This window comes from Rugamonas fusca, assembly GCF_014042365.1.
GTDB lineage: Bacteria > Pseudomonadota > Gammaproteobacteria > Burkholderiales > Burkholderiaceae_D > Rugamonas > Rugamonas fusca.
In genome coordinates this window covers 23,355-46,227 of sequence record NZ_JACEZS010000010.1, presented here as the reverse complement: position 1 = coordinate 46,227, position 22,873 = coordinate 23,355, and the positions used below count along the sequence as shown (strand labels likewise).

Below are 22,873 nucleotides of genomic sequence, written 5' to 3'. Positions count from 1 at the left end.
TGCTCGTTTCAGTCCGAAGGCACACTCTAACTCCTTCTATGGCCAAGCAGTAAAGGGAGCTCCGACAAAAAGACCTAGCACCGCCTTCTTGTCGTCACTATTCCATCCAGCCTTTACCCCACCGTTCAACCCTCCATTCCCATCGCCGATCCAGTAAACTGGCAACTCAATGGTAGTTACCTTCTTGCTTGTGTCCCTGGATACGGCCAAAGAAACGGCGTACTTCGTACCAATAAGGCTGCGAGCCTCAAGTCCCAGCGATGTCGCTTGCGTCATTGTCGGCGCGCCAAAGGAGCCGCTGACACACTGCACGGTAACGCCGGAAGTAGCTGCAGGACACCTTACAGTGACATCAGCGTCTTTATAGCTACTTTTTCTGTCCACTCTAAAAATAAGAAATGCTGCTGACATCGGCGGTGGATTCCATCCGACAAAAACTCCGACACTCCAAGGTTCATTTCGCTCCTTCGACTTCGCAAGTGTCCCTGGATCATAGTAGGTCGAGTCCTGTGTGGCATACTTCAAAGCGCCGCCAAACAACCAGCCACCGGGATTGGGACCACCGACGTCCCGTTGCCCCTCGATGCTACGCTCAGGTAAATACTTCTGAAAATTCTGCGCTGAACATTCGAACCCATCAGGTAGTTTCCCTTCTTTAGCCTTCGCAGCACCTTCCAGTTCAGCACAAAGTTTTTTACGGTCTTCAGGCTGGGCTTTGGTTTGAGTCCAACCAGTAAGAAATTTCGAGTAAGACACACCAATAGATGTCGCATTTCCCCAACCGTCCAAAGAAAACAGGTCATGACGTTTCTCGGACTTATCTATCGGCGCATCCATCGTGAAGCTCAACGAAGTAAAGGTCGCCGCCTGCACGTCACTTGAATCCTTGGGAACAAAACTGTACTGCTTGGCTACTTTTGCCGAGACACTTGAGCCATCGTTGCTAGCTTGAAACTGGATGCCAGGGCCGGAAACCAGAGACGATACAGGTGCAGATAGAACACTTGCAGGTGGCTTGAACTCATCGGCGGCGGTCGCGAGCCGCGCCCCTAAAAGCAGAGGTAACGCTGCGATTACGTAGGTAGTAAGTATCTTTTCCATTCAAATTCTCCGTCAAGGAATTAAGAACGGCTTCATCCCCCAACCATCCGTAGAACCCGACGGAATTGCGTCAGATACTTTCGTAAGCACTCCAGCAGGCCCCGCAACTGAAAAGGCAAACGAATCCCCTGGGTTCCCTCTAAAATCCCAGAAAAGCTCGTAATTGCCGGGAGGTAGATCAACGATCGAATCAGTCAGGTTGATATTATTCGGCCCCAACTGTGTCCAGTACCAATAGACCCCCTTGGGCTTTTTCGACGTGGAACCGGTTACTTGTGTCATGGCATTCGCTCCTCGAATGGCTAATACGGCTAAGCAGCGGCTGACAACGCGCTGCAGACAACGAAGCTTCTGGAATAAACTGCCAATTCACTATAGGAAATAAAAACGGTAAGAAATACGCGAATTGTAACCATTAGAAAATTGCGGTGGGGATCACGATACGGCAAGCCGGCCCCAAGAACACATAGCACACAACCCCACCTTGCGAACCCAAGGTAGGAAGGCTACCGAAGGCCGACACATGATCGCGGGCGGCTGGGGGAAATGGCTGTCCGTCCTTCACGCTGAGTACTGTCAGTTGATCGAAAGCGAACCAGCGCCAGCAAGCGCCAACGCATCGTCAGCCCAATTAGAAAACAAAGCAGCCGACAAGGCCAGCCGCAAGAAATAAGAAGTTCATCGAATACAGCAGCGAAGGCAGATCGCAAATCAATGCGCTACTGTGAGAGCGCGAGTAGCTCGAAGGGTTTGAACCTGCCCCCCGGCTATAACATTCGATGACAATGCGGCAACGCGCTCCTAGACGCCAAGAAGAATAACAAGTAGACTAATTCTCGGATAAACGACACGGTGACCCAATGGTTTCACCAAAGTCCCGTAACAAATATCAGGCGTTAAATTATGAAAAAGGTGGTAGAGACGAATCCAAAGTTAGCTGCCGCGATTGGGGAGCTACTTCCTGAAATTGACGCCTTGCTGAACAAAATTGGGCGCCCGTTATGGGGCCGAAAAATGGCAGCTACTGAAATTCTTTTAGCGGACTACCTAACCGTACATCCTCCTTCGGATGCCCCCCCATACGAACAAAAGTGGTTCGCAATTCTCTTCGCAATCGTCGCAGATTGGTATGAGACACGTTATGGCTCTGCGCTTCACACCAAGACTGGGACACTTCTTGGGGTCATCGAGATCCACAATATTCCATTCAAGGTCACTATTGAACCAACTCATAGCCAGCCTCACTCTTCAGGCCAACAATTAACACTCTATATCGGCTCAGGACTCGGGGATCACGAGAAGCCCCGTGAGTGGATCATTTCTCCGCCGACACTAAGCAATCTTACCAGTAACGAATCAGCCCGATTGGATAAAGAGCTAAGCACACTAGTCAAGCAACTCCGCTTGATTAATCTCAACTTCGGAACCGGTCATCCTGCACCGGAGAAATACGAACAACATAGGAATGTCACCCTTTTAGCTATCCGCAAAGCAGCCGAGCATATTACAAATAGAACGGACGAGGACTATGCTTCGGCCATTTGGGAAGTTCATTTCTCGATCGAAAACGCGCTTAAAGCACTAATCGCACAGACCGGCACCACGCCGCTGTCGGAGCACAAAATACCTCTTCTTGTTACTCAAGCAAATTCCGTAGGGATACCATTGGATCTAAAGAGGAAATTAGGTTTTCTTCCTAGCGCTGGTCAAGCAATCGCTTCCCGCTATGGAAGACCACTACCCACTGGCTACGAGGCCGCAATCAAAATATACAAAAAAGCTCTTCTCCTTCTAGCAGAGCTATCATCGCATGTTCAGCGCCCAATCCAGCTCGGTGAAGATGCGGCAATCGTATTAAGACGCCCACCGTGGTTCGAATTCATGAAATAGACGACGAAGCCTCGCCGTGCCGTTATAGCCTAGTGACGCATTACTAGTGTGCAAATCGTGCAGGATTTAACAAAATCACACCAAGCAAGCAATAATCCTAAACAAATATCAATATCGAAAATGTTAAAGAAGATATTAGAGATAGAAAATGTTGGCCCTTACTCCTCAAATCCCGTTAAAAGCTCTAAGGACTGGAACGGTGAGTTCAAGTCAAAAAATATAATTTATGGAGAGAATGGAGTAGGAAAAACGACGCTCGCCCTAATCCTAACTTCGCTACATGGAGACGACAATCTTCTCAAGGAGAAGAGAACAATTGGTTCTTCGACTCCTCAAAAACTGCGAATATTGATGGCTGATGGCAGCATAAGAAAATACACTGACAACAAATGGGATAAGCATTGCAGCGAAATAAATGTATTCGATGTTCACTACATCGAGGACAATGTTTATATTGGTTCGTCACTACTAAGCGAAACTCGAAACAATCTTTTCCAAATCATCGCAGGTGAAGAAGGAATTCAGCTAAAGAAGAAGCTTGAAGAGCTATACGGCCACCTTAATGATTTTCGTAGAGCAAAAACCAGAATTAAAAACGAGCTAAAATCCAATGAAAATCTAACGCAAGATGTCACCAAAAGATTGCAGGAAGATTTGAAATTCTACACTGCGGAAATAAAATATAAAACCAACCACATCCGTCAAGTTAATGTCGAACTAGGTGAATACTCTCAAAAAACCTTTGAAAATAATATTGAGATAATCAACAAATATCTTCGTTATTTCACACCACATATACGACTTGAAAAATTTTCAAAAAGCCATTCTGGACCTCGGCAACTCGTATCGTATAGTCTTTCGGTTAGCGGCGAAATAGTGGGATTTCATGGGTTAAAAGGTGGAAGCGGTCGGAAAATAAAATATTCACTTAGCGAAGGTGACAAAAGCGCATTTGCTTTCTCATTCTTCCTTGCTCAGCTAGAAAAGGGCGATCTTTCAAAAAAGATTGTTGTATTTGACGACCCAATATCCAGCTTTGACCAAGCAAGGCGAAACGCAACGATTAACCAATTGATGCGAATTTCGTCAAGTTGCCTACAGTTATTCGTTTCTACTCATGACATTAATTTCGCCAAGGCTTTAGCCAGAAAATTTGAAGCAGCTTCCACCGTAAATCTAAAAATATCGAAAAATTCATCGACAAGCCACATTGTCGCCCATGACATTGAAAACGAAACGCTCAGCGGCGTCTTCAAAGACATAAAAGTACTTAGTTCATATCTAAATCAAGGCGCATCAAGCGAACTAGAAAAACGGGAAGTCATAAGATGTATTCGCCCCATCCTAGAAGGAATTCTTCGGATTAAGTATTTTAACGAAATTGAGCGCGGAGAATGGCTTGGAGATATGTTAGGAAAGATTGATAAATCGACTCCAAATGATCGATTATTTAGGCTCAAAGACTTGGTACCTGATATAGGAGAGATCAATGATTACTCTAAAGAGTTCCATCATTCAGACCCAACGTCTCCGTGGGGTGATACCATAAATGACGAAGAGCTGAGAATATTCGTAAGACGGACGCTGCAAACAATAGATCAGATTTAGTAATTAGGCATAGTCTGAACCTTGGTCTCGCCGCCATCAAATACGCCCCCGTCGGAAAATGTTAATGTCGGTAGAAACAATGCATGCACATGAATGTGCAAACTGTGCAAAAAATCGCACCGATACAACCGACGGGTGCTAGGCCTCGCCTAAGTCATGAGGATAGCGGTTCCGGTACTGTTCCGGTCAGGGTTCAGTGCGCAGGCGTCAAACAACCGACTCGCCAAAAGGCCACCCATATCGATGGTGCCCCCTCATAGTGCAACCAAGGCCAGCGAATTGCCAATGAGACCGTCTGGTCTCTCTCTGGTCAGGGCCAGATACAATACGGTCAAGCTGTGGCAATGAGCAGCAAGGGACCGCGTCCCGGCAGATTGAGAACCGAGAGAACAATGTCTTTCGCCGCACGAAGGAAATAGCGGAACGAGCGCCACTGATCCCGTCGCGCCAAGACAACTCCATGTTGGAAGCTTCACGTTCTTTTAATCCGTTGGTCGCAGGTTCGAATCCCGCACGGCCTACCAAGAATTATCAAGGAAGCCCACGAATTTCGGTTCGTGGGCTTTTTTGTTTCTGGTCCATTTCCGGCTTACTTTGAAACTACAGCGCGGCCGCCCTCACTCCACACATCACTTATGAGTTAATTAGCATGGCGGTTTTGCTACCCTTCCAGCCGGCGCCACTGTGTCTAATCGAATCATGCTCGCTGCCAACAAACCGGCTGACTGTTACAATTGGTTAGTTTCCCAAAAAGAAAATTCGTTAAAATTTAGAAAGCCATTCGCGCTTTTGATCGCGACCTCATGAAATCCCAACTTTGTAGAGATCCTAGTGTCCAAGAGATTTTCGTTTGACCTTTATCGCCTTAACATTGAGGACATTTCAGATCTTTTTCTGTCTCCTACTCCAAAACGCATACGGGGAGACGAGGATCTCCGAACTCTTTTTGAATCAGCTTGCGATCCTAAACATGATCAAATTCAAGAGACCAGAAGTGCAAAATTCAAGTGGAGCATTCGATCATATTTTGATTTAAGCGAAATTTCAGACGGACGAGAACTTCTTCATTTCATTCTCGCTAGGAGCGTGTTGGAAAAAGATGGTGTGAGCGTTACCGATGTTGGATTGACGACATCAACATCAGTTTCATTTCCACCTCTAGCTAGCACAGCAGTATGTCTGGTGGATTTATCCCGCCACCTTATAGCGATCGAACATACTGGCGAATTATCCCAGACCGCTTGGTTGGACTTCCTACATAGCATCATCGCGGATACGGCCAGATCTCTAGAGTGGTGGTCAACAGTTGCATTAGTGGCAATTCCATCCCACAATAATATAGTTGATCTCTTACTTTCATTCCAGCGAGTTACCAGAATGAAGGTTACTTTACGCATTCCGAATCCAGAATTAAATAGATACACAAAATTGGTTTATGAAGATCTCCGCAGAAGTGGGATTCGCGAATTTACTCAAGACATGAAAAGTCCTGACGGGCTATCTAGATCGGAAGATAGCCGTCCGCTCGCATCGGCCGTGTTGGCAGAGCAAGGATACAGGAAAGGCGAAGTTACCATTGAGGGCGTTAGAAACGATACTTTCGAAGTCGCGCAATCTGGAGAGGAAGCGGCTCGCGGAGTAGTGAAGGGGTTACGCGATTTTGTGAGAGGCATTAGCGCCACGACTAAATCAAAGGAAGCTAAAACCGCAGTGGCCGCTATATTCGCTGAAATCGATAGAATACACCCACAGGGGCCACAGTGAGCCGGCGACGACTTCTAGTAACATGGTCATACCTTTCTGAAATATTGCTAGCCATTTTGCTAACTGTACTTTTGTGCTTGTTGATAGAAAAATCAAAGTTAGTTGAATTCATCCAACAGAGTGCAATCGACTTCGCAACTTTGTTCTGCGCAATTTTCTTTGCTGGTGCGATAGGTTTTCTCTGGACTTTTTACTCAAAAGCAGATTCGAAATTTTACGTCTGGTTAGATAGTGTTGGCGCGTCAACGGTATATTTGCACGCCACTGTTTACACAGTTTTCGTAGAAGGTGCAGCCACACTTTCCCTAACATTCGTTAAATATTTTAAACATGAAAGCCTAGCGTTATTCGGCGTTTTTTTGTTCTTTTTGGCTTTCATAAATAGCTACACGATGATAATAAACGTTATGAATGTAATGAAGCTTCAAATAATGTATTCTCGAATAAATGGATCACCCTGATAATAAAAAATTTTAACTTTTCGCGAGCATATAACATACGTCGCATGCAAACGCCGAAAAAAATTTCTGCCGCCGAATTTTAGAGATCGGCTACATTTATTAAAAAGAGACAAGAATCTGGCAGATACCATTAATGTTTTTCTCGGCAGAATAATTTTTAATAATTTCAGATCACTCACTAACTCCCAATTCCATCAACTTAAACAATGTTCAATTTAACTACAACCGAACTAGATGCTGCATTCGCGGCAATAAATCATCATGGATACAGCACGATGCTTCCAGAACCTTCGGAATGGAGCGTTGTAAAGACTAATTGGGCAGCGATCCGTCTGAGTATAGAAAAGATTGATTTAGACAATTATGAACCTTACACTGTATCGAAAGTATTTGCTCCGAAGAGTAGGTCCAACATTCGAGTAACGCACCTTTTGCATCCTCAGGATCTCTTGATTTATACAGCTCTAGTTTTAATTGCCTCTCCGGATATAGAGGCAGCAAGACTATCCAAAAAGGCCAAGCGAGTCTTCTCTTATAGGATAGACGGATCTGCGGGCGTTCTGTATAAGTCAAAAGGTACATTCGAGGCTTACCGTGAGCAACTCAGCTCAAAATCGGAAAAAGTAAACGCTAAGTTTGTAGCCTTAGCGGATATTGCAGATTTCTACCCTAGAATCTATCAGCATCGACTAGAAAATGTGATCGAATCGGTTGCTAGGAATCAAAGAACTACAGATGTTGCTAGAGTTCTGGTAAGGAAATTTATATCAAACCTAATGGGAAGGAATAGTTATGGAATTCCTGTTGGCCCTTACGCCTCCAGAATACTTGGCGAAGCGGTTTTAATTGATGTTGACGCGAACCTACAATCACAAGGTGTGGATTTTGTTCGCTGGGTAGATGACTATAACATCTTTTGCAAAACTGAATATGAAGCACAATCCATCTTATTTACGTTGGCCGAGTGGCTATTTACTAATCATGGCCTAACTTTGCAATCTGCAAAATCCAAAATCCTGCCTATCGACAAGTATAGATCAGAAATTCTTATTCACCCTGGCGAAGAGTTGACAGATCGCGATACTGTCGTTCAAGTACTTAGAGAATTTCGAATCGGATACGAGGGAGATGAGGATGAAGAAGAACCTGATGAACAAGAGATAGCTGAGACTTTAGCTGTACTCCAAGGTATTGACCTAAAAGGAATGCTTGAAGAGTCACTTGCGGATACAGCGCTAGTTGACTACGAGGCAGTCACATATGCGCTGGTAAAATTGCCGCGAATTCCCGGCGTTGAAGAGCACGTTAAGCATGAGGTTTTAAACTTAATTATCGATAATGCAGAACTCCTATACCCAGTAGCTGAGTATATTGCCAAATACATACTTTCCTTCGATAACCTGACTGCCAAAGATCAGAAAAAAATCGCTTCTAAGTTATTAAAACCTTTAAAAAGCAAACGCAACCCTCCGCCCCCATATTACGCGATGTGGATACTCTACATTTTCTCCACGTCCTCTAATTGGAATCATGTAACTGATATAGTTTCCCTATATCGAGAATCAAAATCTGAAATCATAAAGAGATATGCTGCTCTTGCTGTCCATATTTCGGGAAGTCGCGCCGATGCACTGAACATGAAGGATGATTTTGTTGCAGCATCGCCTATGCTTAAGTCAGCAATTTTGTTTGCAACCCGAAAACTTGGAGTCGATGAGCGAAAGCACTGGAAATTGTCGGTAGGAGTTAGCGGTCTTTTGGAGAAATCTATATAAAGGGCGCCCTTCGCGCTCAACCTCAAACCCAAAAGAATTCAGCTTTTCCGTTACATCCACCATTGCTAACCTACAATAGTGCTCCGGTAGAGCTCCGGTCTAGACGCCGAAATCTGAGCGTCTGGTCCAGGTCTGGTCCTTCACTAACGAAACACCGCGCGACGCGATAAGCGCTTGTGAAGCGTTGCTCAATTAGTATGTTATTACAGTTTTGGGGAGCAGCGATCCAGACAACCAAGGGACTTTTAATCCGTTGGTCGCAGGTTCGAATCCCGCACGGCCTACCAAGATTCAAGCGAAAACGCCAACCTTCACCGGTTGGCGTTTTTGTTTTCTGCTCCATTTCTGGGCCACTTCGAGACGATAGGCGCGGTCTAGACACACGGATTCGAATTCCGCGGCTGGGAGGCACTGCGCGGCATCGACGAAAGCGACACGATGCGTTCCCCCCAAAGAATCCCCCATCACAGTGACACCAATCAATTGCCGCCGCGTGTGGGGTCACGTGCGGCCAAGCTGCCGTATAATTGCCAGACCATGAGAACCATCCTGTCGCCGATTGAATCCGAATTCGCTACGACTGCAGAAGCCGAGGCGTACGATCGCTGGTTTCGGGAAAAAGTCCAAGCGTCGCTCGACGATCAGCGCCCATCAGCGGCACACGACGAGGTAATGGCCAAACTGCGTGAAATCATCGAAGCGAAGCGGCGCGCCCATGCTGCCAGTCCTGTGGCGCGCTGAAGCACAAGCAGATCTCGCAGCGATCCTCGAATTCATTGCGGATCACAATCCACAGGCCGCGCTTGACTTGTATTCCGATATGGAGCGCGTCGTTTCACAACTCCCACACCATCCCTATCTATACCGCCCGGGACGCGTAGCTGGCACGCGCGAACTCGTTGCCCACCCCAATTACATTGTCGTATATCGCGTTGGTGTGACGTCGATAGAAATCGTCTCCGTCCTGCACTCGCGACAGCAGTATCCTTGATCGTAAGTCGAAACACTGCGATGTTCTGGTTGCGCTCTGGTCGGGATCAGATGCAAAAAGAGCAGAGCTCCTTGAGGCAACGGGACGGCGGGACACGATCGTCGTTTCGCGATGCAAGCCTGAAAATTGCGATGAAACCAGCGAGGTAGCTGAAGGAAGCTCCGCGAGCATGGTAAAATCGCCCGCCTCGATACCTGTCGCTTCGCGATCTTTTAATCCGTTGGTCGCAGGTTCGAATCCCGCACGGCCTACCAAGAATTCAGTAGTACAGAAAAGGTTATGCGTTTCGGCGCATAACCTTTTTTTCTTTTCCCTTCCACGCGCACCCACGAAAGCATACCCATGAGAAAAACCGATCTGGCAAAGTATGACGCCAAAAAACTGATGGGAAAAATGAACGCTCCCGGCGGCGCCGAATTCGGCAAGGCAGCTGAGGTGGTCGATCGCCGCGAACAGCGCCGCCGCGACCAGGCGCTCGGCCTGGTGCCGTTCGCCGTCAAACTCAATAGCGACCTGGTCACGCAGATCAAGGCGCTGGCGGCCGAACAGGGCGCCGATCTCAATGAAGTTGTCGCCGCGCTGTTGCAAAAGGGTTTGGCGAGCTAAGGACGTTGCAGGCAGCGGTCTTTTCATCCGTTGGCCGCAGGCGGGCATCCCGCACGGCGATGGCGTAACCCGTCTCGCTCTTTGCCGCCCTCCCCTCTGATCGTTTTGCCTGAGCCGGCGAACCGCCGCTGCGCATCCCCCATTGCGCGATCAACTGTACCTGTCGATCGACTGATACAGCATGGATCGCGGCCTCCTGCCTTGTGCCTTGTTCACGCCGCAGCGCACTCCTAGACTGGTGTCTCTTCCATGTTACGAATGGCACACCATGACCGAACTACTCCCCCTGATCAGCTATTGCCTCGTAATGTCGGCCACACCCGGGCCGAACAACGTCATGCTCGCCATCACCGGCGCCAATTTTGGCGGACGCGGCGCAGTGCCGGTCATTCTTGGCATCCAGACCGGCATGTTCGTGCAAACCATGCTCATGTGCGTCGGACTGGGAAGCGTGTTTGTGACCTACCCAATGGCGCAGCAGGTGCTGCGCGTCGCGGGCTCGGCATATCTGGCATTTCTGGCCTGGAAGCTTAGCGGTGCATCGGTGGCGGGGGAACAGGCGCCCAGAGCGGTGTCCTTCGCCCAGGCCACGGCATTTCAAGCGCTGAATCCCAAGAGCTGGCTGAAGGCCGTTACCGTGGCATCGGTGTTCATGCCCGCGGGGCATGGCACGGTCGCCAGCGCGCTGCAGGTGGCGGTGATTGGCGCCCTGGTGGGAACCCCTTGCAATATCACTTGGGCTTTGTTTGGCGTCTCGATTCGCCGCCTGCTGCTCGATCCGAAGATGCGCCGCATGTTCAACTTGACCATGGGCGCCATCCTGCTCGTCCTGGCCGTGATGTTTTTACGCTAGACTTGCGCCATGTTCGCCATCGACCGCACCTCCCCCATTGGCCTGTCCAAGCAGATCGAGACCACGTTGCAGCACATGGTCGAGCAGCGCGTCCTGCCGGGCGGCGCCAAGCTTCCCTCGATACGCCAGCTCGCCAGCCAACTGGCGGTCAGCACCAATACCGTCGTGCTGGCCTATGACCGGCTGGTCGCGGCCGGCACCATCGACACGCACGGCACGGCAGGCTTTTTTGTGTGCACAAGGAACGACGGCGGCAGGGCGATTCCCGACGCGGCAACGCTGGAAGCGGGTGAGGAGCAAGAACCGGTCTGGCTGGCGCAGCAAGCCAACGACCAGCGCGCCGGCGTATTGCTGGCCAGCATCGGCGCCTTGCCGCCAACCTGGCTGCAGGATGCGGTGCCGGCCACGGCCGTGCAAAAAGCCTTGGCCCGCAGCGCCGCCGGCATGGCGTCGCGCTGTCCGCCACAAGGGCTGCCGGAATTACGCGAGCATATCGCGTTGCTCATGCGCGGCATCGGCGCCGCCGTGGACGCCAGCCACATCCTCACCACCTTTGGCGGCACCCACGCGATCGACCTGATTTGCCGTAGTTTCCTGCAAGCGGGTGACACCGTGTTGGTGGAAGACCCCGGCTATTTCCTGATGTTTGGCCGCTTGCGCCAGGACGGCATACGCCTGGTCCCCGTCAAGCGCAATCCCGACGGGCTCGACCTGGATGCGTTGGAGGCAGCCTGCCGCGAGCACCGCCCGCGCCTGCTGTTCGTGCAGACGGCTTTACACAATCCCACCGGGTGGAGCAGCAGCCCCGCCAATCTGCACAAGGTGTTGGTATTGGCACAGCAATACGGCTTCCTGATCGCCGAGGACGATGTGCACGGCCATTTTCAGCAAGCCCCCAGTACGCGGCTGGCATCCCTGTCCGGGCTCGATGGCGTGATTTACTATTCCAGCTTTTGCAAGGCGCTGAGCCCGGCCCTGCGCATGGGTTACCTCGCGGCCGCCCCCGCCCTGCTCAAGGTGCTGATGCGGACCAAGATCCATGCCATCATGACGACGCCAGCGCTCAATGAATATGTGCTGCTGGAAGTGCTCAGGGCCGGCACCTTGCGCAAGCATCTGGACCGGTTGCAGCGCAAGATCATGGCGGCGCGCAACGCCAGTACGCAACAGTTGAGCGCGGCGGGCGTGCTGTTCGAGCATCCCGGCGACGCAGGCATTTTTTTGTGGGGAACGATGCCAGCGGGGCTGGACGTGGACTTGCTGGTGCAGGATGCCTACCGCAACAAGATCCTGCTCATGCGTGGCGCAGCCTTCTCGGCCAATGACACGCCTGACCCACACATCCGCTTCAACGTGGCGTTCAGTCAACCTCCACGCCTGGGCAACTACCTGCAACAACGCTTGCAAGCCGTGGCCGGGGCGCGCTCCAATCTGGCGCGCATCAGCGATCAGGCGAGTGCGGATGGCAAACGTTAGCGCCACCGCAAGCCATCCACTCATGGCCCGCGATTGCCGCGGCCAGGAGTGGCGGTCCAGACTGCTTACGCCTCCGCCTTGGCCTTGGGCTTGCGCGGCGCGCGCGGCTTCTTGGGCTGGGCGGCGGGCGCCGCCGCTTCGCTACGGCCTTTGACCGCTTCGATCAGCGCGGCGCTGTAGGCGTTGCGCGCGGTCTGGGCGATCGCAACTTGTTGTTGCAGGCGCGCCAGCTCGGCGTCCACGACCAGGATGTTGGCGGCCTGCGCCTTCGCTTCCGCGCTCAGCTTGTCCGACGCGTAGGACGTGCCGTTGATGGTGACGTATTGAGGTAATGACATTGCTTTCCTTTATTGTAATTGCGTGGGTGAAGTCCCGGCAGGCCGTGATTGTATGTCCAACCAGCGCGGCGGGCAAAGCTTGCGCCCGCCGCTGTTGGCGGGGCGCCACCCGGCCCGCCCTGATCAGCGATAAGTCAGGTAGAACTTCAGGCCGGCCGCGTTCTGCAGCGCGCCCCCCGTCTGCACCAGCGCCACGTGGTAGCCGGCGGCGCTGTGGAAGATGGCGCGCCCGTAGCTGGGCAGGCCGTTGATGACGGGCAGCGTCAGCTCGCCGCTGGCCTGCATCAGCGCGCCCGTGTAACGCTGGTAGGCGGCCGGGTAAATATTGGCATAGTCCGGGTAGCCGCCCGTGGTGGCGGCCAGCGCCAGCGTTTCGCCGCCGCCGGACTGGCTCAGCGAAATCAGCGATCCGTTCAGGTCCAGCTTGCCCAGATAGGTCAGCTTGTCGGTGCGGAAATAGGTGCCGACCGAGGTGAACACCACGTCCTCATTGTGCGACAGGAACAGCCGCAGGCCGATCGGATAATCGCCGTGGTAAGGCGAATCGCCCACTTGCCCCACCGCGTTGGTATCGGGATTGATGGTGAAATAGGTGATGTCGACCGGCGACAAGCCCGCCGACACGGCCAGTGCCTTGTTGTAGATGGACGAATACACGCCACGCATGGTGCCGTAGAAATAGCCGCCCAGGTTGATGCCGCCAGCCGGCAGGATAGCGCCGCTGCGGGCGTCGAGCACTTGCACCTCCGGCGTCGCCCACTGACCGCCCGACTGACCGATCAGATAGGCGATGCCGCCGTTGGTGAGGAACACTTCAGTCTGCGCACCATTGGTGGCGGCACTGTGCACCACGGCGGCCTGGACCAGGTCGACCAGGGTGAGCACGCCCTCATGTAGCACGGCGGCCAGCTTGCCGTCCGGGCTCAGCGTCAGCGCCTTGCTGGGCGCGGGCAGCAGCACGGTCTTGATGGTGCCGCCGAAGGGATCGGCGATCTTCAGCGCATCCGGGCCGGCCGACACCATCACCACCTGGTCGAGCGACTTGCTGTAGCGCGCGTCGAGCGGCGTGAACGGCAGCGCGACCGCGCCGGCGCTTTGCGCCAGCACCCGCACGTCGAGCCGGCTCAGGGCAGGATGCTTGCCATCACTGACCTTGACCAGCAGCGAATAATTGCCGGGACGGTCAGGCGTGAACGTCACGTCGGCCGCGCCGGCGGCGGCGATGGCGACGCTGGAATCGGCGGGCTTGCTGTCGAGCGACCAGCTGTAGCTGAGCGTATCGCCATCGACGTCGTAACTGAGGCCGGCCGATGCCGTCACGGGCGCGCCCGCCAGCACGGTGATGGCGCTCTTGTCGATGACGGGGACCGGCACATGGTTGGCGACGGCCACCGTCAGGTCCTGCTCGCTGGTGGCGCCGGCCGCGTCGGTCACGCGCAGGCGCACCACGTAACTGCCGGCGCGGTCGGGCGTGAAACGCGCGTCGGCCGACTGCGGCCCGCTCAGCACGGCGGCGCTGTCGGCCGGTTTCGACTGCAAGCTCCAGGCATAGCTGAGCGCACCAGCCTCGGCATCGCTGCTGCCCGCGCCGCTCAGCACCACGTCCGCGCCCAGCGAGGGCGTGGCCGTTTCCGCCGCCAGCACGATGGCCGCCTTCGGCGGCGTATTGGCTGCCGGCGTGGCACCGCCACCACCGCCGCAGCCAACCAGCATCAACAGGACACCAGCCATCAACCCGGCCGCGTGGCGCCCGTTCGGCGCAGCAAGCGTTTTCATATCATCTTCCCCAAGAGCAAAAGCGGCTGATGATATGAGCATAAATGCAATTTGTAAATGAGAAATGTTATCTCAAAGTGATATTGTTGTAACAACCAGCTTACATGGGAACCGCATCCTCCGCCCCACCTCGCCGGTCGCCCTCCGGCAACGTCTATAATGCGGCTCCGGTTCCGCCACCATCCGCGCCATCCCATGTCTTCCACCCTCGCCGCCCCCGTCCACAGTGACCTGCTGATCAAGAAAAGCCGCTTCATCGCCTGCGTCCAGCCGATGACGGACCGGGCCACGGCGCAGCAGGTGGTGGCGGACTTGAAGGCGCAGCATCCGGCTGCCGCCCACGTGTGCTGGGCCTTGCTGGCCGGCGGCCAGTCGGCCGCCGTCGATGATGGCGAACCGAGCGGCACGGCCGGCCGCCCCATGCTGGACGTGTTGCGCCACCAGGACCTGGAGGGCGTGCTGGCCACCGTGGTGCGCTATTTCGGCGGCGTGAAACTGGGCGCGGGCGGCCTGGTGCGCGCCTACACGGACAGCGTGGCGCAGGCGCTGCTGACGGCGTCCAAGGTGGCCATCATCAAGACGCGCACGCTGCAGTGCGCCGTACCTTATGCGCTGGAAGGCTGGCTGCGGCGCGAACTGGCCGGCGCGCAGGCGCAGTTGCTGGAAGTGCGCCATGGCGACGCCGTCGACTTCGCCTTCAGCCTGCCCGACACCGCGGCCCCGGCCCTCATCGCCGCACTGAACGAAGCCGGCGGCGGCCGCGTCGCCTGGCGCGACGACACCGACGCCGCCCCCTGTTGACTGAACAGCCAGCCCGCAGGGGCGGCCCCGGCGCCGGGCATATCCGCACGCCAACCTGGCCGGATCGGCCAGCAAGGCGGGACGCCCGTGCAGCGGCGCCCAAACCCCGATAAAATGCCCATTTGCTGTGCGCCGCCACAGCCGGGCCCGGCAACCAGCCGGGACCTGGATGTGCGACGGCGTGCTCGGTCCCTCTACCCAACCGCGAATAAAGGCTGCCCATGGCACTGCACGTCATCCTCAATCTGCTGGCCGCGCTGGCCCTGCTCGGCTTCATGGTCCGCCAGCAGCGGCGCAACGCCACCTTCACGGTGCGCGTGTTCACCGGCCTGGGTCTGGGCGTGCTGCTGGGCGCGGCCCTGCAAGCGATCTACGGCGCCAGCGCGCCAGCCCTGCAGACCACCAGCGACTACCTGGACATCGTCGGCAGCGGCTACGTCAACCTGTTGCAGATGATCGTCATGCCGCTGATCATGGTGTCCATCATCGCCGCCATCCTCAAGCTGCAGGGCGCCAGTTCACTGGGCAAGATCAGCGTACTGACCATCGGCACGCTGATGCTCACCACGCTGGTGGCCGCCAGCATCGGCATCCTGATGGCCAAGGTGTACGGCCTGAGCGCCGTTGGCCTCACTTCCAGCGCGGCCGAAGTGGCGCGCGGGGAATACCTGCAAGGCAAGCTGGGCGCGGCCAAGGCCCTCAGCGTGCCGGGCATGATCCTGAGCTTCATCCCCACCAATCCCTTCCTGGACATGACGGGCGGGCGCAAGACCTCCACCATCGCCGTCGTCATCTTCTCCATTTTCATTGGCGTATCGGCGACCGGCATCCATACCCAGAAGCCGGCGGCGTTCGCCGCGTTCCAGCATTTCATCGACGTGGCGCACGCGGTCGTGATGCGCATGGTGTCGCTGGTGCTGCGCCTGACGCCGTACGGCGTGTTCGCGCTGATGGCGCAAGTGGTGTCGACCTCCAGCTATGCCGACATCCTCAAGCTGATCAACTTCGTGTTCGCCTCCTACAGCGCGCTGATCCTGATGTTCGGCGTGCACCTGGCCATCGTCGCCGGCGCCGGCCTGCATCCGCTGCGCTACGTGAAGAAAGTACTGCCCGTGCTGACGTTCGCGTTCACCTCGCGCTCGAGCGCCGGCGCCATCCCCATGAACGTGCAGACCCAGACCCAGCGCCTGGGCACGCAGGAAGGCATCGCCAACTTCGCCGCCTCGTTCGGCGCCACCATGGGCCAGAACGGCTGCGCCGGCATCTACCCGGCCATGCTGGCCGTGATGATCGCGCCCACGGTGGGCATCGACCCGTTCACGCTGCACTTCCTCGGCCCGCTGCTGGCCATCGTCACGGTCGGTTCGGTGGGCGTGGCCGGCGTGGGTGGCGGCGCCACGTTCGCGGCCCTGATCGTGCTGTCGGCCATGGACTTGCCGGTGGCGCTGGCCGGCCTGCTGATCTCGGTCGAACCGCTGATCGACATGGGCCGCACGGCCCTCAACGTCAGTGGCGCCATCACGGCCGGCACCGTCACCAGCCGCGTGCTGGGCCAGACCGACATGGCCATCTTCCAGCGCGACGACGAGCCGGGCGACGATCGCATGGTGGCCTGAGCCTAATTCACGCCGTATTGCGCGTAGATCTGCGCTACGCGCCCGGTTTTACGCAGGTTGCGCATGCCTTCGGAAAAAATCTTCGCGTAGCTGCTGCCTGGCTGGAACGCCACGTATTCATTATTGCTGCCGATGCAGCCGGCATTGCGCAACGGCGCGTGGCCGCGCTGGGCCAGCGCCAGCGGCACCGTGCGGCGCTCCTCCAGCACGGCGTCCAGCCGTCCGATGTCGAGCATGCGCACCATGCGCCAGATCAGGTCCGGGCCGCCCGGCACCCTGATCGCATCCTGCAAGGCATGTTCCACCTCGTCCGGGAATTTCTTGCCACTGCTCACCCCGATGCGCGCCGGTGCCAGCACACCGCCGGCGCTGGTGAAGCGCCATGTGGAATCGGGACGCGTGAAGAAACAGAACTGGGTGGTAATGATGGGTTCGTCAGAATATTGCAGGTCGGGCGCGACCGCGTGCGTGACGCCCACGATGGCCTGGGCCTGGCCCGACCGCACCGCGGACAGGGCCCGCGCGAACGGCAGTTGCACGAAGTGCGGCGTGGTCCCGGCGGCGAGAAAGATGTCGTTGACGATATCGACCAGAATGCCGCGGTGCTCGCCCTGCGCCGAACAACTGTAAGGGCACCAGTCGTTGATGGCGATGACCAGCTCATCGGCCCGCGCCGTCACCGGCAGCAGCGCGATGCACAACAGCCACAGCCGCCAGGCACGCCACCCCATCAGTCCCCTTTCGGATCGGTCATCGCGGCGCGCTGCCAGCACGCACCAGTACGCGCCGCCGCTATGGTGCCGATCATACTCCATCCGCGCCCCCGATGGGCGCCCGCGCGCCGCTGCTGGCGCTCAAAAAAAATGCCCGCGTGCAGCACGCGGGCATTTCAACTCCGTAACGCCGAAACGGCGATCAGAACTTGTAGTTGTACGCCACGCCCAGCAATTGCAGATGGGTCTTGTAGGTGCCGCGCGTGGTTTCGCCGTTGCCGGTGCAGGTCGGAATCACAGGGCTGCAGCTGTTGGCGTAGCTGGTGTCCGCGTTCTTGAAGTTCAGGTAGCTGTACGCCACGTCGATCGTCGATTGCGGGCTCAGCTTGTAAGCGGCGCCCAGCGAGAACTGGTAGCGGTCGCTGTCAGGCAGGGCTGGATCACGCAGCTTGGCGTTCGGCACGGGCGCCTGGTCGTAAGCCACGCCGGCGCGCGCCATCAGCTTGTCGTTGTAGCGGTAGTTGGTGCCCAGCGCCAGGCGCACGGTGTTCTTCCATTGCTGGTTGATCACCAGGTCGCCTTCCTTCGTGTTCGGGAACTGGATGTGCAGGTCCTGCAGGCGCGAGTTGCGGGTCCAGGTCAGGTCGGCCATGCCGTCCCATTGCGAATTGAACTGATGGAATACGTTGACCGACAGGGTTTCCGGGGTGCGCAGCTTGACCAGCGCCGCGGAGTTCAGGCGATGGCCACTGGCGGCCAGCACCTGGTTGGTGATCTGGTCGGTCGACACCATGGAGAAGTCCCAGTACGCGTCGCCCTTGAGCGCGTGCGCCACGGACGAGCGGTAGGCGATGCCGAAGCGGGTGTTGGCGTCGAGCGTGTACATATAGCCCAGGTTGAAGCCATAGCCCCAGTCCTTGCCGTTGATGGAGGCGTGCGCGTCGTGGGCCGTGGCCAGCACCTGGGGATTGCCACCCAGCGCGACGATGGTGCCGCGCAGCTGGGCATTCTGGGCCGCTGCCAACGGGCTCGACAGGGCGGCGATGGTGCCGGGCACATCGACGGCCTGGCCCAGGTCGGCGTCGAAGTATTCAGCCATCACGCCGAAACCGAACGCATGGTGTGCATTGAGCTTGAACGAAGCCGATGGGTTCAGCGTGATCGCTTGCAGTTTCACATTGTCCAGCGCGTAACGGCCGGTCCAGGTGCTGCCGTAGTCGAGCTTGGCACCATAGGGCACGAACAGGCCGATGCCGGCAGTCCACTGGTCGTTGATCTTTTTGCTCGCGTACAGCGACGGCGCCGTCACGGCGTCCGGTGCATAGCCGTGGGCCGCGGTGCCGCCCGTGGGCGCGCCCGTGAAGTGGGTGGAGCCAGTATCCTGGAAAGTCGAGTGCGGCACCACGACGGTGGCGCCGAAGTTCAATTGCGTGCCATCCAGACGCGACAGGCCGGCTGGATTGTAGAAGATGGTCGAAGCGTCGTTCGCTTCGGCCGCGTTGGCGTCGGCCGTACCTTGGGCGGCCACGCTTTGCGAACCAAAGCGGTAACCGGATGCCAGTGCGCTGGCGGACAACGAGCTCAGTGCGACGGCGATAATGAGGGGCAGGTATTTTTGTTTCAAGGTGGTCTCGCTTTGTAGGTAATGGCTGGTCGACGCCAGATTATTCTTGGGCCGGCATCGCGCTGGCCTGCGCAGCGGGCATGATGCTGGGTGGAAAGCAGCATACACCAGCCATAAAATATTAAACTAGAGTAACAGTTCTAATTATGCTACGAGCTCGACAAGATTGCCATTTCCGCACGTCTTTTAATACAGCGCAGTCAACAGTGTGTTGTAAAAAGAAAAGGACCCGCGGGTCCTTTTCTTGCTTGTCGATCAGTGCGCGTCCAGCGCCGGGCCCGGCGGCATGGCCTTGCCACCGCGCCCCAGCGCCTTGTTCACGGCCCACAAGGCGAGGCGGAACACGAGCCGCACGAACACCAGCGTCAGCAATGCCTCGATCAAGGTCATCAACAGTGCCGGCACCGTGGTCCAGCGCAGTTCGCGGCGGCGGAACTTGGCCAGCGCGCGGTCGCGGGCGATCTCGATGCTGTCGTAGAAGGTCGGCACCACCAGCAGCGTCAAGATGGTCGAGGTGATGGTGCCGCCGATGATGGCGATGGCCAGCGGACGGTAGAACTCGCCGCCCTCGCCGAGACCCAGCGCCACCGGGAACATGCCGGCGATCAGCGCGAAGGTGGTCATCAGGATCGGGCGCAGGCGCATGCGGCCCGCGTACATCAGCGCGTCCTCGCGGCCAAAGCCTTCCTGCTCGCGCTTGCGGGCCGCGTCCAGCAGCAGGATGGCGTTCTTGGCCACGAGGCCCATCAGCATGATCACGCCGATGAAGCTCATCAGGTTCAAGGTGCTGCCGGTGACCAGCAGCGCCAGCACCACGCCGATCAGCGACAGCGGCAGCGACAGCATCACGGCCACCGGCGCCGTGAACGAGCCGAACTGCATCACCAGGATCAGGTACATCAGGCCGATACCCATCACCAGCGCGATCGCCATTTCCGTGAACAGCTCGGCCTGGTCCTTGCCGGCGCCGCCCAGGTCCAGCCCGTAGCCGGGCGGGAAGTCGATGGCCTTGGCCAGCTTCATGGCGTCGTCCGTCACCTCGCCCGGCGAGCGGCCCTGCACGTTGGCCGACACCGTCACCGTGCGCTTGCCGTTCTTGTGCTCGATAGTGGACGGCCCCTTGCCCATGGTGATCGTGGCGATCTGGTCCAGCGGCACCATCTGGTTGGTGCCCGTCACCGAGATCGGCAGCCGCTCGATGTTTTCCGCGTTCACGCGGTCTTCCGGCGCCAGCCGCACGGCCACGTCGCGCGACTCGCCCGTGGGATCGACCCAGTCGCCCACTTCCACGCCGGCGAAGGCCACCCGCAGCGATTGCGCCGCGTCGTTGACGGAAATGCCCATCGAGTTGGCCAGGCCGCGGTTCAGTTCAATCTGCAGCTCGTTCTTCGGATCCTGCTGCGACAGGCCCACGTCCACCGCGCCCGGCACCTGGCGCAGCTTGTCCATGTAGGCGCTGGTGATCTCCATCAGGCGGCGCGAATCGGGGCCGGTGAATTCGATCTGCACCGGCTTGCCCTGGTTGCCCAGGTCATCGACGACGGAAATCTCGGCGCCCACCACGTGGCTCAGCTTCTCGCGCAGCTCGGCGCCGATCTGGAACGCGGTGCGCTTGCGGGTATTGCGCTTGCCGATGTCGAGGTAGATGCGGCCACCGTTGGCGTTGATGTTGGAGTTGGTGTCCTTCACTTCCGGAATGGCGCGCGCCAGTTCGGCGGCCCGCTCCATCTTCAGGCGCGCATATTCCACGCTGCTCGACGGCGGGGTGCGCACGTCGATGGCGATGGTGCTGCGGTCGGCCGCCGGCAGGAACGAGGAGCCGCCGAATTTGGCGTGCAGCACGATGGCGCCCACGAAGGTGCCCAGCGCGATCACGGCCATCCAGCGGCGGTGGTGCAGCGCCCACGCGATCACGTGGCCATAGCGGTCGGACTGGTGGTCGAACCAGTCGTTAAAGCGCTGCAGCACCTTGCCCAGGCCCTTCTTGGGCGCCGTGTGGTGATCCACCGGGTCGCCCCAGTAGGCCGACAGCATGGGGTCGAGCGTGAACGAGATGCCCAGGCTGACCAGCACCGAGCAGGTCACGGTCAACGCGAACGGCCGGAACCACTCGCCCGAGATGCCGGGCATGAAGGCCACGGGAATGAACACGGCGATGATGGAGAAGGTGGTCGCGGCCACGGCCAGGCCGATTTCGGCGGTGCCGTTCAGGGCCGCCGTGCGGCGGTCCGAGCCCATCTGCATGTGGCGCACGATGTTTTCCCGCACCACGATGGCATCATCGATCAGCACGCCGATCGCTAGCGACAGGCCCAGCAGCGTCATGAAGTTGAGCGTGAAGCCGCACAGCCAGACGGCGATGAAGGCCGCCACCACCGAGGTGGGCAGGCTCAGGGCCGTGATCATGGTCGAGCGCCACGAGTTGAGGAAGGCGTACACGACGAAGATGGTCAGCACGGCGCCGAACACCAGCGATTCGATCACGTTGTTCAGGCTGCGCTGCGACTCGTCGCCGCCGTCGCGCGTGATTTCCAGCTTGGTGCCGGCCGGCAGGGTGGCGTTGATGGCCTTGATCTCGTCGCGCAAGCGGGCCGCCACCGCCACGGTGGAAGCGTCACGCGACCGGGAGATGGCGATACCCACGTTAGGCTTGCCGCTGCGGATGCTGAGGCCATTGATCTCGGCGAAGCCATCCTCGATGGTGGCCACCTGCGCCAGGCGCACGATCTCGTCGCCGTTGCGCTTGACCACCACCTGCTCGAATTCGCGCGGGGTCTCGATGCGGCCCACCAGGCGGATGCTCTTCTCGTCCAGAGTGCCGCGCACCTTGCCCACCGGGGCGTTGGTGTTCTGGTTGCGCAGCGCGTTGACCACCTCGCCCACCGACACATTGTATTCACGCAGCTTCTCGGCCTTGAGCAGCACCGACAGTTCGCGCTTGAGCGAACCGTTGACCTGCACCTGCGACACGCCATCGACGGCGCGGAAGCGGTCCGACAGCGTATCCTCGGCCAGGCGCGAGATTTCCGCGTGGGTCTGGCTGGTGGACGACAGCGCGACCTGCATCACGGGATCGGACGCCGGGTCGATGCGCTGCAGGATCGGTTCGCGCATTTCCGTGGGCAGCTTGTAGCGCACGGAACCGATGGCGTTGCGGATCTCGTCGGACGCCTCGATCAAATTCTTCTTGAAGCTGAACTCGATGAAGATGGAGGCCGAGCCTTCATTGGCCGTGCTCTCCAGCTTGGTGGCGCCGGAAATGGCCAGCAGCGGCTTTTCCAGCCGGTTGACGATCTCGCGCTCCACCGTGTCGGGCGAGGCGCCCGGATACGGCACGTTGACGATGATGAACGGTACTTCCACGTCCGGGTTCTGGTTCACGCGCAGCTTCTTCAGCGCCAGCAGGCCCAGGCACATCATGGCCACGATCAGCACCAGGGTGGCGATCGGCCGCTTGATACTAAAATCGGATAAGAACAT

At 57.1% G+C, this 22,873-nt stretch carries 18 protein-coding genes; 11 read left to right on the top strand and 7 right to left on the bottom strand.

Annotated features, from left to right (window positions below; all coding sequences use genetic code 11):
* Positions 1-36: 36 nt before the first annotated feature.
* A complete protein-coding gene (locus tag H3H36_RS12925; protein WP_182218168.1) occupies positions 37-1,101 on the bottom strand; it encodes a hypothetical protein in 1,065 nt (354 codons plus the stop codon).
* Between the two features lie 12 nt (positions 1,102-1,113).
* On the bottom strand, positions 1,114-1,383 hold the full coding sequence (locus H3H36_RS12920; protein WP_182218166.1) for a hypothetical protein: 270 nt from the start codon (positions 1,381-1,383) through the stop codon (positions 1,114-1,116).
* Between the two features lie 621 nt (positions 1,384-2,004).
* On the opposite strand from H3H36_RS12920, the gene H3H36_RS12915 reads away from it, so the two are divergent.
* The 9 genes from H3H36_RS12915 (at position 2,005) to H3H36_RS12875 (ending at position 12,525) form a co-directional block, all read left to right on the top strand.
* On the top strand, positions 2,005-2,991 hold the full coding sequence (locus H3H36_RS12915; RefSeq protein ID WP_182218164.1) for a HEPN domain-containing protein: 987 nt from the start codon (positions 2,005-2,007) through the stop codon (positions 2,989-2,991).
* A gap of 120 nt (positions 2,992-3,111) precedes the next feature.
* Positions 3,112-4,599 carry an AAA family ATPase gene (locus tag H3H36_RS12910; RefSeq protein ID WP_182218161.1) on the top strand — a complete coding sequence of 496 codons (1,488 nt, stop codon included), beginning with the start codon at positions 3,112-3,114 and terminating at the stop codon, positions 4,597-4,599.
* Positions 4,600-5,430: 831 nt separating this feature from the next.
* Positions 5,431-6,363: a DUF4747 family protein gene (locus H3H36_RS12905; protein ID WP_182218159.1), complete on the top strand. Its 933-nt coding sequence runs from the start codon at positions 5,431-5,433 to the stop codon at positions 6,361-6,363.
* Positions 6,364-7,099: 736 nt separating this feature from the next.
* Entirely contained in the window at positions 7,100-8,599 is a 1,500-nt protein-coding gene (locus tag H3H36_RS12900) for an RNA-directed DNA polymerase (protein ID WP_182218157.1), read from the top strand.
* 537 nt (positions 8,600-9,136) lie between these two features.
* Entirely contained in the window at positions 9,137-9,340 is a 204-nt protein-coding gene (gene relB, locus H3H36_RS12895) for a type II toxin-antitoxin system RelB family antitoxin (RefSeq protein ID WP_182218155.1), read from the top strand.
* Entirely contained in the window at positions 9,315-9,590 is a 276-nt protein-coding gene (locus H3H36_RS12890) for a type II toxin-antitoxin system RelE/ParE family toxin (RefSeq protein ID WP_182218153.1), read from the top strand. The genes relB and H3H36_RS12890 overlap by 26 nt, the downstream gene beginning before the upstream one ends.
* A gap of 342 nt (positions 9,591-9,932) precedes the next feature.
* Positions 9,933-10,196 carry a hypothetical protein gene (locus tag H3H36_RS12885; protein ID WP_182218152.1) on the top strand — a complete coding sequence of 88 codons (264 nt, stop codon included), beginning with the start codon at positions 9,933-9,935 and terminating at the stop codon, positions 10,194-10,196.
* 268 nt (positions 10,197-10,464) lie between these two features.
* The gene (locus tag H3H36_RS12880) at positions 10,465-11,049 is read left to right on the top strand and encodes a LysE family translocator (protein WP_182218150.1); all 585 of its coding nucleotides are present in this window, start codon (positions 10,465-10,467) and stop codon (positions 11,047-11,049) included.
* Positions 11,050-11,058: 9 nt separating this feature from the next.
* The gene (locus H3H36_RS12875; protein ID WP_182218149.1) at positions 11,059-12,525 is read left to right on the top strand and encodes an aminotransferase-like domain-containing protein; all 1,467 of its coding nucleotides are present in this window, start codon (positions 11,059-11,061) and stop codon (positions 12,523-12,525) included.
* A 65-nt stretch (positions 12,526-12,590) separates the two neighbouring features.
* Here the strand turns inward: H3H36_RS12875 and H3H36_RS12870 are convergent, their stop codons facing one another.
* The gene (locus H3H36_RS12870; RefSeq protein ID WP_220459729.1) at positions 12,591-12,863 is read right to left on the bottom strand and encodes a DUF6447 family protein; all 273 of its coding nucleotides are present in this window, start codon (positions 12,861-12,863) and stop codon (positions 12,591-12,593) included.
* A 123-nt stretch (positions 12,864-12,986) separates the two neighbouring features.
* A complete protein-coding gene (locus H3H36_RS12865; RefSeq protein WP_182218148.1) occupies positions 12,987-14,639 on the bottom strand; it encodes a PKD domain-containing protein in 1,653 nt (550 codons plus the stop codon).
* Between the two features lie 195 nt (positions 14,640-14,834).
* On the opposite strand from H3H36_RS12865, the gene H3H36_RS12860 reads away from it, so the two are divergent.
* Together H3H36_RS12860 and H3H36_RS12855 are read left to right on the top strand one after the other, a co-directional pair.
* Positions 14,835-15,440 carry an IMPACT family protein gene (locus H3H36_RS12860; RefSeq protein WP_182218147.1) on the top strand — a complete coding sequence of 202 codons (606 nt, stop codon included), beginning with the start codon at positions 14,835-14,837 and terminating at the stop codon, positions 15,438-15,440.
* 221 nt (positions 15,441-15,661) lie between these two features.
* Positions 15,662-17,056, top strand: a complete 1,395-nt coding sequence (locus tag H3H36_RS12855; RefSeq protein ID WP_182218146.1) for an L-cystine transporter — start codon at positions 15,662-15,664, stop codon at positions 17,054-17,056.
* A gap of 2 nt (positions 17,057-17,058) precedes the next feature.
* Here the strand turns inward: H3H36_RS12855 and H3H36_RS12850 are convergent, their stop codons facing one another.
* The 3 genes from H3H36_RS12850 to H3H36_RS12840 form a co-directional block, all read right to left on the bottom strand.
* Complete coding sequence (locus tag H3H36_RS12850; protein ID WP_182218145.1) at positions 17,059-17,787, bottom strand: substrate-binding periplasmic protein; 729 nt, start codon at positions 17,785-17,787, stop codon at positions 17,059-17,061.
* Between the two features lie 184 nt (positions 17,788-17,971).
* Positions 17,972-19,393 carry an OmpP1/FadL family transporter gene (locus tag H3H36_RS12845; protein WP_182218144.1) on the bottom strand — a complete coding sequence of 474 codons (1,422 nt, stop codon included), beginning with the start codon at positions 19,391-19,393 and terminating at the stop codon, positions 17,972-17,974.
* Between the two features lie 255 nt (positions 19,394-19,648).
* Entirely contained in the window at positions 19,649-22,873 is a 3,225-nt protein-coding gene (locus H3H36_RS12840; RefSeq protein ID WP_182218141.1) for an efflux RND transporter permease subunit, read from the bottom strand.